Consider the following 12,318-nt stretch of genomic DNA (forward strand, 5'->3'; position numbering starts at 1 on the left):
GTCGAGGAACCCCGCCATGAAACCTGCATCATTGAAAAAAGCCCTGCGCCTGCTCGTCGAGCTGGCGGTTCTCTGTACCCTGTTCCTGCTCGGTGGCCAGATTGCCAGTTGGCTGGGTTGGCCGATCCCCGGCGGTGTGATGGGCCTGGCACTGCTGTTGATACTGTTCGCTTCGGGTGTGCTCAAACCGGCCACGCTGCAATTGGGGGCCGGCTGGCTGATGGCTGAGATGCTGTTGTTCTTCATCCCGGCGCTGATGAGCCTGCTCGACTATGGCGCATTGATCCGTGAAGAGGGCTGGCGCATCTTGCTGGTGATTGCCGTGAGCACGCTGATGGTGATGGTAGTGACCGCCATGACCGTGGAGCTGGTGTGCCGCTGGAGGCTGCGCCGTGAGCCTTGAACCCATGCCGCTGTTCTGGTTGGCCTTGACCCTGCTGGCTTACCTGGGTAGCCGTTGGTTGTACCGGCGCAGCAAGCGCTACCTGCTGTCGCCGTTGATCCTGGTACCGGTGTTGCTGCTGGCTGTGGCCGTGCCGCTGCATACGGCCTATGCCGAGTATGCGCGCAACACCCACTGGTTGATGGGCGTGCTCGGCCCGGTGACCGTAGCCTTCGCAGTGCCGATCTGGCAGCAGCGGGCCATGCTGGCGCGCCATTGGCCGGCCCTGATGGTGGGCATGGTAGCCGGCAGCAGTGCCTCGATCGCCAGCTCCTGGGGGCTGGCGCACTTGTTGGCGCTGGACAGCGCAACCAGCCTGTCGCTGGTGCCGCGCTCGATCACCACGCCCTTTGCCATGCCGCTGGCCCATGACCTGGGTGGGGTGCCAGAACTGACCGCGGTGTTCGTGATGTTCACCGGCGTGCTCGGTGCCATGTTCGGCGGTGTGCTGTTGCGTTGGCTGCCGCTGCGCACGCCGCTGGCACGGGGTGCGCTGTTCGGTGTTGGCGCGCATGGTGCCGGGGTCAGCCGGGCGCAGGAAGTGGGCCGTGAGGAAGGCTCGGTGGCCGGCCTGGTGATGGTCCTGACCGGGCTGCTCAACCTGTTCGCGGCGCCGTTGTTGGCCTTGCTGCTCTGACCGTTCGTGCAACTGACTCGCTCAGTCATCAAGCTGGCTGGCAACGCAAGTTCCAGCCAACAGGCTGCTGACTAGACTTTGCCTCGACATAGAGAGCACATGTAAGTGCCGAGGTGACATGCAATGAACGCAGCCTTGCCCTATTCCGCCAACACCACTACACCGGGACCCTTCTGATGCCTATGGCCGAGATTCCATTGTGCGTCTGGCGTACCCGGTCACAGAGTTTCATGTTCCGGGGCCAGAGCATCCGCTACTGGACCGCAGGGCAAGGAGAGCCTCTGCTTCTGTTACACGGTTTCCCCACCGCCAGTTGGGACTGGCACTATCTGTGGGGCCCTCTGAGCCAACGTTTCCGGGTGATCGCTTGCGACATGCTTGGCTTTGGTGATTCGGACAAGCCCGTCGATCACACTTACAGCCTGATGGAGCAAGCAGACCTGCAGCAGGCATTGCTTGCCCATCTGCAGGTCGCGCAGCCAGTGCACCTGTTGGCCCACGACTACGGCGGCAGCGTGGCTCAGGAACTGCTGGCGCGACACCATGAGCAGCGTGCCGACATTGCCAGTTGCGTGTTCCTCAACAGCGGGCTGTTCCCCGAAAGCTGCCGCATGCTACTGATCCAGAAGCTGCTGCTCAGCCGGTTTGGCTGGCTGGTCGGGCGCTCGTTCGGGCGTGACGACCTGGTGCGCAACGTGATTCAGGTCTACGGCCCCTGCACGCATCCCAGTGAAAGCGCGCTGGATGATTTCTGGAGCCTGATCGCTGCCAACCGGGGCACGCGCATCCTGCACAAGCTGGTGGGCTACATGCCGGAGCGCAGGTTGCACCGCGAACGCTGGGTCGGGGCGATGCAACGTAAAGGCGTGCCGCTGCGCTTGATCAATGGCGTGGTCGACCCGCTTTCCGGCGCGCACATGCTTGAGCGCTACCGGCAACTGATACCGGAGCCGGACACCGTGCAGTTACTGGGCATTGGCCATTACCCGCATACCGAAGCGCCAGTGCAGGTGCTGCGCCACTACCTGGCCTTTCGTGAGCAGCCGCTGAGCTTCTACCCGCCGAAAGTGGCGTGGTCATGACGAGGTTTCAGCGCCGATGAGGTCGGGCGCCGTCCGGGCGGCGCCCGATCTCAACGGCGCTGAAAGTCTTGACGGTCACCTGACGGCCAGGATGCATTTTCAGATTTCAAAAAAAAGGCCGCTGCAAGCCGCAGCGGCCAATCGAGACGTCAGATCAAGGAGCTTCAAAATCTACGTCGGTGAACCTCGCAGGCTTGAAAGGCGGGGGGGAGAGCCCTTCAAGCCGGCCAGTGAGTCAAGAATAAGCGCTTGATCCGTTAGGAAAAATAGCGTCTGTCGACATTCACCTTTACGTTTCAGGCAACAGTGCCAAGTGCGGGGTAAGCTTCCCTGCGCTATTGCCTTTATCATCCGTTCACTCTGCTGCCTCCTTGTATTTTGGAGCGCAGTTCATGTCTTTCGATTTCAATCTCGGCAGCCCCGATTTCGGTGAAGGGTGCCCAGGTGCACGCTCTGTGAAAGAACAGGTGAAGGCCATGATGGCCCACGCCCAGGAGCTGCAACAGCTGATGGCTGCGGTTGCGCAATTGGGCAGCCTGATACCGGAGGCGCATCGACAACAGTTCACCGAGCAGCAGCGTTTGCCGTTGGCGGTTGTCGAGTCGCTTGTGCCGCAAAGGCAGGCGGTTCTTGACCAGTGGTGGAAGCAACAGTCCAGATTAAGTTCGAAACCACTTACCCTGGCGTCCCATTTGATCCAGCTGATGTTTGCTGAAACGCGCCTCAAGGCCCTTAGGTTCAAGGCCTGGGAAGCCGGTATCGAGGCCCTTGAGCAGGACGGGGACGTAAACAAGCATGAGGTGTACCTGGTTGCCGGAGATTTGCGTTTTCGTTTGCCGGGCGTCGTCGCTAGCCGTCATGACCTCGAACAGAACCCGGACGCACCTGCGGATTTTCTGATTTACAGCCTGGCCAGCGGTTGCTGGTTCGACACTGAACGCGCGCGCGCAGCCAGCGCACTCGCCCCAGCCTTTGCTGAAGGCAGCCCGTTGCGTTGGCTGTTGTCTTCGCAAGAGCGGGCGGCGTTGTCTACAGAGGGTTTGACACTCGATTTCGTGCCGCTGCAAGTGCCACTTCACAGGTATTTCATCCGTGATCTGCGGGCTTTCCAGCTTAAGGTCACCCAGCGCAGCCTACGGGTAAAGGTCGATGACGCGCGGCGTCTGGCCCAGCTCGACAGTGCGGCTCGGCTTGAGCCTCTGGTGGCTGCGCTGCAGAAACGTGCGACGCGGCATGTGCGAGCGTACCGCACCAGCCTGCTGCCCGAATGGCGGCGATTCATGCAGGGCGAGGAACTGCAAGCCTATCGACAACTGGAAGATGACCTGCAGGTGAAGGAGCAGCGTTGCACCGAGCGTCTGGCGCAATGGCGCGACCTGCGCAGCTTCGCCAAGAAACAGGTCAAGCAAGCCCTTGGCCTGGATATCGACCCCGAGCAGGTACGCGTGTGTGTCAGTCACGTCGATGACCCTGAGCAGGCGATGAAACACACCCTGCTCGATTGGGCGTTGAGTGGTGGCTACAGCGGGGGCCAGCTCAAGGTCGAGGTCCTGGGGGAGCGGCACCGTTCATTGTTGGGGAGTACCTCTATCCAGAGCGTGATCGAAAAACTGGATTTGCGCGTGAACTACGTCAAACAGATCCGTACGCTCTATGACGACGCTTTGACCATGGCCGCACTGTGCGAGGTGCTTGATGCGCGGCTGGCGCTGGCCAATCAGGCCGCTCGTCATCAAGGGTTTCACCCGGCTGGATTCGATCTGCTGCACCACGCACGCCAGGGGAACATGCAGGCCAATGCCATCAGCGCCGGCCTGGTTTGCCTCAATGGTGCGCAAGCGCCCTTGAAGGATCTGCTGTGTCTGGTGCAGGACGATCAGTACTTGCTCTACGCCCCTGGTGCACCAGGAGGCGATTTTCATCTTTTCGATTCACTCCAGGAAATGGCGCTCGAAATCGGTAGCTGGACCTTGTTGCCGGTAGGCAGTGAGTACCTGCTGGGGCAATGCTCGCGGGCCCAGCATGATTCGCTCAAACGCCATTTGCGCAAGGTCGAGATGCTGCCCACCGACTGGTCCATGCACAGCGTGACGCTCGCGCCGATCAAGTCGCAGCAGTGGCTGGATGTGCTCAATGCCCTGGCCAGGCGCAAGATCACTGCCCTGATCGAGGACCAGCAGGCCACCACGCCAAGCTGGTTCATCAACGCCAGTCGTGCCGAGCAGCAGGCGCTGGTTGATATCGATCAACTGCTCAAGCTTGCGCAGGCCAGGTACCAGTCGCTGATGAAGATGCCGAGTTTTCGCACCTTCGCCCATCGACAGGTGACGGAAAAAATCAACTCATACCCGGGCAATCGCGGCGGCGCAATCAACCCGGATCAGGTATTGATAACGCTGGAAGAGGATGCCATTCGCACACTGACACAGACCGTCATCAAAGGTTATCCCACGTATTACAATTTCTCCGACTTTGCCCGCATCACCTCGGCTACCGGCCAGGATATCTCGCACCTGAGCCCGGCGCTGCTGGGGAGCTACATTCGTGCTGCCGACCTGGGCAACAAGTACATCGAAGAAGTGAAAGCGCAGTTACTCGACCGCTCCAGGCCGGAATATGAAAAGCTCAGGCAGTGTTATCGCACGCTCTTTGCTTTGAAGATCAGGCGTGCCGTGCTCAGCGAGAAACTTCAGGGAAGCTTGTCGGGCCGCCATGCGCAGTGGCTGGAATCGGTGATCGACACTTTTTCGGGAACCTCGATCGACGCGGCGTGCAACCTTTATCCGTTGTGGATGGACGATTGCCCTGTTCAAGGTGCCTACCTGCTGAAGCATGCTCGTGACCGCGAGCTTGAGCCCTTGGTCTATCTGCCAGAAATCGAGCAAGGCTCCACGCTGCGGACCCTCAGCGAGCTGGCAAGGACTTGGCGTGAGCACGACTTGGCAAGTTATTGCCAAGACCGCGTGCCGTTATCGAACCAGTCGCGCTTGAACGCATGGATCGAAGAACAACTGCGCGCCGGGGATGGCATTGAGCTGGTGCTGGACGCCGTTGCCCGAGGCAGGGGCGTGCGGCCGCCGATAGGGGAGACCGGGCGTATCGGGGATCCTGTCCAGGACCTGGAGAAACGTATCAGGCGGATGATCAACGAAGCCGCTGAAGACAGCGCCGACGCTGCCGAGCGTATTTCGGCCGTGGTGGTGGAGTGGGGGATCGTACTGGCCGGCATCCTCACCGTGCCGTTTCCGCCGGCGGCTATGGCCGTCGGGCTGTTCTGTGCGGCCAGGTCCTTTGTCACCGGGGCCATCGCGTGGAGCGATGGCGACCGTTCCGCCGCCTTGCTATCGTTCGCGGCGGGGGTTGCAGGAACGGTGGCCTCCACGGGGGTTTTGGCGCGGTTGTTCGGTGCCGCGCAGAAATACATCACCGTACTTTCCCGTGCAGAGGTGTCGCAGCCCACAGCCTTCTCGCGTGTGATCGGGCGGCTATGCGATGACTACGGCGATTTGGTGAGCGAGGTGGCCCCCGCCCTTTATGACGGCTTCTCTCAGGAACTGCTCTGGCTCGTCGAGGAGGAAACACAAGACGTCGAGGCGCAGTGTGGGTTGTCCGCATAACCCATGCGCCAGCTCACGGTTCGTGCGGCCGTGAGCAGGCGCTGCGCCGCCGGCCCATGTTCATCGGCATGGAAGATCGACGTCGGCCCGACCACAGTCATCACCGCCGCAATCTGCCCCAGGGCGTTGAATACTGGCGCCGACAGTGCATCCACCCCCGGCATCAGCAGGCCATGCACATGGTGCAGGCCCTGTTCGCGGATGCCGGCCAGCAGTGTGTCGTAGTCACTGGCGGTTTGTTGCAAAGCGGCCAGTTCCCTGTCGCGCAGCTCCTGGGTTTCTCGCTCGGGCAGGTAGGCGGCGAATACCAGCCCGGTGGACGAGCTGAGCAACGGCAGCACCGAACCGATCTGGGTCACCACGGTGACTGCGCGCACGGCAGGTTCGATGCTTACCACCGTGGCCCCCTGGTTGCCCCACACAGCGATGAAGCAGCTTTCGTTGAGCTCATCTCGCAACTGCGACAACGGCATTGCCGCCACCTTCAGCACATCGATGCTGCCCAGCGCCGCCAGCCCCACCCGCAATGCCTCGCGCCCCAGCCCGTAATGGTTGGTGGCCGCATCCTGTTCGGCAAAACCACTCGCAATCAGCGCCTGCAGGTAGCGATGCACTTTGCTTGCAGGCATCTGCACGTGCTCGGCCAGGCGTGATAATGACGTCGAGGGCGAGAGTTCGGCGAGGGCCTTGAGGATGTCGGTGCCGACTTCCGCCGAGCGGACCTTCTGCTTGCCGGTGTCGGTGGGGGAGCTGGCTTTGGCCATGGGAGGGGAGGTTCCGGATTTATCGTGTCGCCTTTATAGCTTGACGCCTTGAGCGGAGCAAATTACGTTATTCGTAATTTGATTACGATAAAAACAAAATCCGGAGGCATCGATGAACCGCGACACGTCGCCCGACCTTCACTACCTGAGCGGCTTCGGCAACGAATTCGCCAGCGAAGCATTGCCCGGGGCGCTGCCTGTCGGGCAGAACTCCCCGCAGAAGGCCCCGTATGGCCTGTATGCCGAGCTGCTGTCGGGCACGGCGTTCACCATGGCCCGCAGCGAGCAGCGCCGTACCTGGCTGTACCGCATTCGTCCTTCTGCCTTGCACCCACGCTTCGAGCGCCTGGCGCGCCAGCCGCTCGGCGGGCCACTGGGTGGCATCAACCCCAACCGCCTGCGCTGGAGCCCGCAGCCGATTCCTGCTGAACCGACCGATTTCATCGAAGGTTGGCTGCCCATGGCTGCCAACGCCGCAGCGGAAAAACCGGCTGGCGTGAGCATCTACATCTACTGCGCCAACCGGTCCATGGAACGGGTGTTCTTCAACGCGGACGGTGAGCTACTGCTGGTGCCGGAACAGGGCCGCCTGCGCATCGCCACCGAACTGGGCGTGATGGAGGTCGAACCGCTGGAAATTGCGGTGATCCCACGTGGCATGAAGTTCCGCGTCGAACTGCTCGACGGCCAGGCCCGTGGCTATATCGCGGAAAACCACGGTGCGCCGCTGCGCCTGCCGGACCTGGGCCCGATCGGCAGCAACGGCCTGGCCAACCCCCGTGACTTCCTCACGCCCGTGGCCCACTACGAAGAAGCCGAAGGCCCGGTGCAACTGGTACAGAAGTTCCTGGGTGAATACTGGGCTTGCGAGCTGCAGCACTCGCCACTGGACGTTGTGGCCTGGCATGGCAGCAACGTGCCGTACAAGTATGACCTGCGCCGCTTCAACACCATCGGCACGGTCAGCTTCGACCACCCGGACCCCTCGATTTTCACCGTGCTCACCTCGCCAACCAGCGTGCATGGCATGGCCAACATGGACTTCGTGATTTTCCCGCCACGCTGGATGGTGGCCGAGAACACCTTCCGTCCGCCATGGTTCCACCGCAACCTGATGAACGAGTTCATGGGCCTGATCAATGGCGCCTACGACGCCAAGGCCGAGGGCTTCCTGCCGGGTGGTGCCTCGTTGCACGGGGTGATGAGTGCCCATGGCCCTGACGCTGAAACCTGTGAAAAGGCCATTGCCGCTGACCTGGCGCCGCACAAGATCGACAACACCATGGCCTTCATGTTCGAGACCAGCCAGGTGTTGCGCCCGAGCCTGCAAGCCCTTGAATGCCCGCAATTGCAGGCCGACTACGATAGTTGCTGGGCGACCTTGCCGAGCACCTTCAACCCGAACCGGAGATAACCCATGAACCACACTGCCAATGCCCGTAGTTGGGTCGAGCACGCCAACGGGCACAGCGACTTCCCGCTGCAGAACCTGCCCTTGGGCATCTTCAGCCGGCCGGGTGAAGCCAGGCGCTGTGGCGTGGCGATCGGCGACGCGATCCTCGACCTGGAGGCGGTGCTGGCCGCCGGCCTGTTCGACGGGGCGGCCAAGGCCGCCGTTGAAGCCACCCGCGGCGGGGCTTTGAACGCCTTCTTCGCTTTGGGCCGCAATGCCCGCGTAGCTCTGCGCGAGCGTTTGCAGGTGCTGCTCGATGAGCACAGCGAACACCAGGCGGCCTTGAAGCCGGCGTTGTTCCCGGCCAGTGACTGCCAGTTGCACGTGCCGGCGCAGATCGGTGACTACACCGATTTCTACGTTGGCATCGAGCATGCGAAGAACGTGGGCAAACTGTTCCGCCCCGACAACCCACTGCTGCCCAACTACAAGTACGTGCCGATCGGTTATCACGGCCGCGCCTCCACCATCCGCCCGTCTGGCACCGACGTGCGCCGGCCCAAGGGCCAGACCCTGCCGGCCGGGCACACCGAGCCGAGCTTCGGCCCTTGCACTCGTCTGGACTACGAACTGGAACTGGGTATCTGGATTGGCCAGGGCAATGACATGGGCCAGGCAATTCCGGTAGGCGATGCCGCCGAGCACGTAGCCGGCCTGTGCCTGCTCAACGATTGGTCGGCGCGCGATATCCAGGCTTGGGAATACCAGCCACTGGGGCCGTTCCTGTCCAAGAGCTTCATCACCACCATTTCGCCTTGGGTGGTCACCGCCGAAGCGTTGGAGCCGTTCCGCTGTGCTCAGCCGGCACGCCCCGAAGGTGACCCGCAGCCGCTGTCGTACCTGCTGGACAAGCGCGACCAGGCCAGTGGTGCATTTGATATCGAACTCGAAGTGCTGCTGCTGACCGAGCGCATGCGTGAGCAGGGCATTGCCCCGCACCGCCTGACCCTGAGCAACACACGCAGCATGTACTGGACCGTGGCGCAGCTGGTGGCGCATCACAGCGTCAACGGCTGCCAGCTGCAGCCGGGTGACCTGTTCGGTTCGGGCACGCTGTCGGGCGCCACGCCGGGATCGTTCGGTAGCCTGCTGGAGATCACCGAAGGCGGGAAACTGCCGGTTGAGCTGGCCAGCGGCGAAGTGCGCAAATTCCTCGAAGACGGCGACGAAATCATCCTGCGTGCCCGCTGCACACGTGACGGCGTAGCCAGCATCGGTTTCGGTGAATGCCGCGGCACGGTCATCGCAGCCAACTGAGGAGGCAGGGGTATGGAGCTGTACACCTATTACCGTTCCACCTCGTCCTACCGGGTGCGCATTGCCCTGGCACTGAAGGGACTGGCTTACCAGTCCCTGCCGGTCAACCTGCTCCAGGGTGAGCAGCGCGGCGAGGGCTATGTAGCCGTCAACCCGCAGGGCCGCGTACCGGCCTTGCGCACCGACGGTGGTGAGGTGCTGGTGCAGTCGCCGGCGATCATCGAGTACCTGGAAGAGGTTTATCCACAGCCTGCGTTGCTGCCGGCCACCGCCGAGGCACGGGCCAAGGTACGTGGGGTGGCGGCCATCATTGGTTGCGACATTCATCCGCTGCACAACGTCAGTGTGCTCAACCGGCTGCGCCAGGCCGGTCAGGATGAGGGGCAGGTCAACCAGTGGATCGGCCACTGGATCAGCCAAGGGCTCGCGGCAGTGGAGCAACTGATTGGCGATCACGGTTTCTGCTTTGGCGACACGCCTGGGCTGGCGGATGTGTACCTGATCCCGCAGTTGTACGCGGCCGAACGCTTCAACATCGACCTCGCCAGCTTCCCGCGCATCCTGCGGGTTGCCGCACTGGCGGCCGCGCACCCGGCGTTCGCCAAGGCCCACCCCGCCCAGCAGCCGGACAGCCCGGCTCAGTGAAGTGAACGGTTCGTCGCCGGAAGCTTGCCGATTCGCTCGGACAGCTTCAGGCGCTGGACCGGGTCTTCCGTCAGCAGCAACGCATGCTCCAGGTCGAAGCGCTCGGCCTGTGGGCAATCCAGATGATGGTAGAGCGAGGCGCGGGTCATGTAGTCGCTCACCTGCACCGGGCCCAACTGCATGATGCGCTCTGCGTCGATCAACGCCGCCAGGTGGTTGTCGTTACTGATGTGCAGTTGGCGCAGGTTGCGTGACAGGCGTTGCAGCATCTGCAGCGGGCTGGCGCTGCGCAGGTGCTCGGCGGTCAGCGCCAGGTGCGGGCCGAACTGGCGCGCCAGCAATTCGCGGCAGTCGCTAGGGTACAGGCGCCGGCCGCCGCAGGGATCGAGCAGGTGGTCGGCACCCGGCACGCGCAGCAGGAAATGGCCAGGGAAGCCCACACCCTCCAGCGGTATGGACAGGCGCCTGGCCAGTTCCAACGCGAGGATGGCCAGGGTCAGTGGTTGGCCGCGGCGGCGCTGCAGTACCTTGTCCATCATCGCCGCATGGGGGCGCAAGGGGTGATATTCATCCTGCTGAAAGCCCAGCGCATTGAGCTGGCGCAGCAGTGGCTGGGCCAGTTCGCATAGTGGAAGCATCGGCAGGTTGGCGCTTATCTCGCGCTGCAGGTCGTGCAGCGCAGCAAGGCTGGCCGCGGGCTCGACACCCGGGTCGTGCTCGGCAGCAATCCACAATGCGGCTTCCAGCAGGTCGACAGGCTCGCGTTCCAGGCAGGCCAGGCAGGCTTGACGTGGCTTCATGGGGCATCTCCACACACGTTTGAGTATTAGCCGTGGCGCGTGGTTTCGTCCAGTGGTCCGGCGGCGGCGTCAAGGCTGAGGCCGTGCCTATACTGGAAGGAGCACCTCGTAGGGGAGCCGGTCGATGTTCGCGCTGATGCAAAGCACCCGTACCCAGTCACTGCACCTGTTCAATGACCCGCCTACGGGCCTGAAAGCCGTTGTGGCAATCCACAGTGAGCATTTGGGCCCGGCCATGGGGGGGTGCCGCTACCTGCCTTACGCCGATGACGAAAGCGCCATGACCGACGCGATTCGCCTGGCCCAGGGCATGAGCTACAAGGCAGCACTGGCCGGCTTACCGATGGGGGGTGGCAAAGCGGTGATCATGCGCAACCCGCATGTGGAAAACCGCGCCGCGCTGTTCGAGGCCTTTGGCCGCTTCATCGATACCTTGCATGGGCGCTTTATCATCGCCGTGGACAGTGGCACCTCGACCTTGGACATGGACTGCATTGCCCACAGCACGCCCTACGTGACCAGCACCACTGCGTCGGGCGACCCATCGCCACATGCGGCGATGGGAGTGTTCGCGGGCATACGTGCCACAACCTCGTTCCGGCTGGGCAGCGATGACCTGAGAGGCTTGCGGGTAGCGGTGCAGGGGTTGGGCAATGTCGGTTATGCACTGGCGGAGCAATTGCATGCGGTGGGCGCGGAGCTGCTGGTCAGCGACCTTGACCCGGGGCGGGTGCGGCTGGCGATGGAGCAGTTCGATGCCAAACCGGTGACCAACGATGCGTTGATCAGTACCCCTTGCGATATCTTTGCACCCTGCGGCGTGGGCCCGGTACTGAACGGGCAGAGCGTGATGCAACTGCGTTGTGCGGCAGTGGCGGGGGCGGCCAACAACCAGCTGACGACCTTGCAGGTGGCAGACCAGCTGGAGTCGCGCGGCATATTGTATGCACCTGACTACGTGATCAATGCCGGTGGGCTGATCTATGTGGCACTCACCCACCGTGGCGAAGACCAAGGCACCATTACTGCGCACCTGGCGCGGATTCCTTCACGGCTGACCGAAGTGTTTGGCCATGCGCAGGCGGAGAAGCGTTCGCCGGCAAGGGTGGCGCAGATGTTGGCGGAGCGGTTGTTGTATGGCTGAAGGTTGCTGATGGCGTTGTTGGCCACTTCGCCGGTAAACCCGCACACCTCGGGCGATATCACTCGGCAGCAGTACCCTCAAGCAATTCGGCCAACGCATCCGGCTGGCTTTTGAACGCCCGGGCGAACACATCGCGGTTCTTCGCCATGTAGATACCGGCTTCCTCGACCTGCTGCTCGGTCAGCGACGGCACCGCCTTGTGCAGCACTTCGGCCAGGCGCTCGGCCAGTTCGAGCATTTTGTCGTGACGGTCTGCTTCGGCCTTATCCATGAACAAGCGCTCCGGGTCGCGGCTGCTGCGGTACACCACTTCGACGGCCATTCATCACCTCTATGCCTTTTTGCTGGTTGTGTTGCGGTTTACTGTATCTATATACAGTAATGGCAATGCTGGTTGATTCGCAAGCAGAAATTGTAGCGTGGCACAGACCGAGCGCTGCGGGTGCGCCTTTACCAAGAACAATTGGCCCAAAATAG

The 12,318-nt window shown here is 62.4% G+C and carries 11 protein-coding genes; 8 read left to right on the plus strand and 3 right to left on the minus strand.

Annotated elements, in window-relative coordinates:
• Positions 1 to 16: 16 nt before the first annotated feature.
• The 4 genes from ACK59Z_RS10545 to ACK59Z_RS10560 all read left to right on the plus strand — a co-directional run bounded on the left by ACK59Z_RS10545 (position 17) and on the right by ACK59Z_RS10560 (position 5,778).
• Positions 17 to 403 carry a CidA/LrgA family protein gene (locus tag ACK59Z_RS10545; RefSeq protein ID WP_003251660.1) on the plus strand — a complete coding sequence of 129 codons (387 nt, stop codon included), beginning with the start codon at positions 17 to 19 and terminating at the stop codon, positions 401 to 403.
• Positions 393 to 1,079 (plus strand): LrgB family protein, encoded by a 687-nt coding sequence (locus ACK59Z_RS10550; protein WP_003251661.1) that lies wholly within the window; start codon positions 393 to 395, stop codon positions 1,077 to 1,079. Before ACK59Z_RS10545 ends, ACK59Z_RS10550 begins: the two co-directional genes overlap by 11 nt.
• A 176-nt stretch (positions 1,080 to 1,255) precedes the next feature.
• Entirely contained in the window at positions 1,256 to 2,161 is a 906-nt protein-coding gene (locus tag ACK59Z_RS10555; RefSeq protein WP_108191291.1) for an alpha/beta fold hydrolase, read from the plus strand.
• 392 nt (positions 2,162 to 2,553) lie between these two features.
• Positions 2,554 to 5,778 (plus strand): DUF6543 domain-containing protein, encoded by a 3,225-nt coding sequence (locus ACK59Z_RS10560; RefSeq protein ID WP_108191290.1) that lies wholly within the window; start codon positions 2,554 to 2,556, stop codon positions 5,776 to 5,778.
• Here the strand turns inward: ACK59Z_RS10560 and ACK59Z_RS10565 are convergent.
• Entirely contained in the window at positions 5,709 to 6,542 is an 834-nt protein-coding gene (locus ACK59Z_RS10565) for an IclR family transcriptional regulator (RefSeq protein ID WP_012053693.1), read from the minus strand. The two genes, ACK59Z_RS10560 and ACK59Z_RS10565, sit on opposite strands and share 70 nt — an antisense overlap.
• Before the next feature lie 112 nt (positions 6,543 to 6,654).
• Between ACK59Z_RS10565 and hmgA the strand changes: the two genes are divergently transcribed.
• From hmgA to maiA, 3 genes are read left to right on the plus strand one after another with little or no spacing between them, the layout of a single operon-like run.
• A complete protein-coding gene (gene hmgA / locus ACK59Z_RS10570; RefSeq protein ID WP_108191289.1) occupies positions 6,655 to 7,956 on the plus strand; it encodes a homogentisate 1,2-dioxygenase in 1,302 nt (433 codons plus the stop codon).
• A gap of 3 nt (positions 7,957 to 7,959) precedes the next feature.
• On the plus strand, positions 7,960 to 9,252 hold the full coding sequence (gene fahA, locus ACK59Z_RS10575; RefSeq protein WP_108191288.1) for a fumarylacetoacetase: 1,293 nt from the start codon (positions 7,960 to 7,962) through the stop codon (positions 9,250 to 9,252).
• A gap of 12 nt (positions 9,253 to 9,264) precedes the next feature.
• Positions 9,265 to 9,897 (plus strand): maleylacetoacetate isomerase, encoded by a 633-nt coding sequence (gene maiA, locus ACK59Z_RS10580; RefSeq protein ID WP_019436967.1) that lies wholly within the window; start codon positions 9,265 to 9,267, stop codon positions 9,895 to 9,897.
• On the opposite strand, the gene ACK59Z_RS10585 is transcribed toward maiA, so the two are convergent.
• Entirely contained in the window at positions 9,891 to 10,697 is an 807-nt protein-coding gene (locus ACK59Z_RS10585) for a SirB1 family protein (RefSeq protein WP_004575364.1), read from the minus strand. The genes maiA and ACK59Z_RS10585 overlap by 7 nt on opposite strands.
• Positions 10,698 to 10,821: 124 nt before the next feature.
• Between ACK59Z_RS10585 and ACK59Z_RS10590 the strand changes: the two genes are divergently transcribed.
• Entirely contained in the window at positions 10,822 to 11,841 is a 1,020-nt protein-coding gene (locus tag ACK59Z_RS10590) for a Glu/Leu/Phe/Val dehydrogenase dimerization domain-containing protein (RefSeq protein WP_003251677.1), read from the plus strand.
• Between the two features lie 58 nt (positions 11,842 to 11,899).
• Here the strand turns inward: ACK59Z_RS10590 and ACK59Z_RS10595 are convergent, their stop codons facing one another.
• Complete coding sequence (locus tag ACK59Z_RS10595; protein WP_003251679.1) at positions 11,900 to 12,163, minus strand: YebG family protein; 264 nt, start codon at positions 12,161 to 12,163, stop codon at positions 11,900 to 11,902.
• Positions 12,164 to 12,318 lie beyond the last annotated feature (155 nt).

The sequence above is a fragment of the Pseudomonas sp. KCJK9058 genome (assembly GCF_046230975.1).
Taxonomy (GTDB): Bacteria; Pseudomonadota; Gammaproteobacteria; order Pseudomonadales; family Pseudomonadaceae; genus Aquipseudomonas; species Aquipseudomonas alloputida.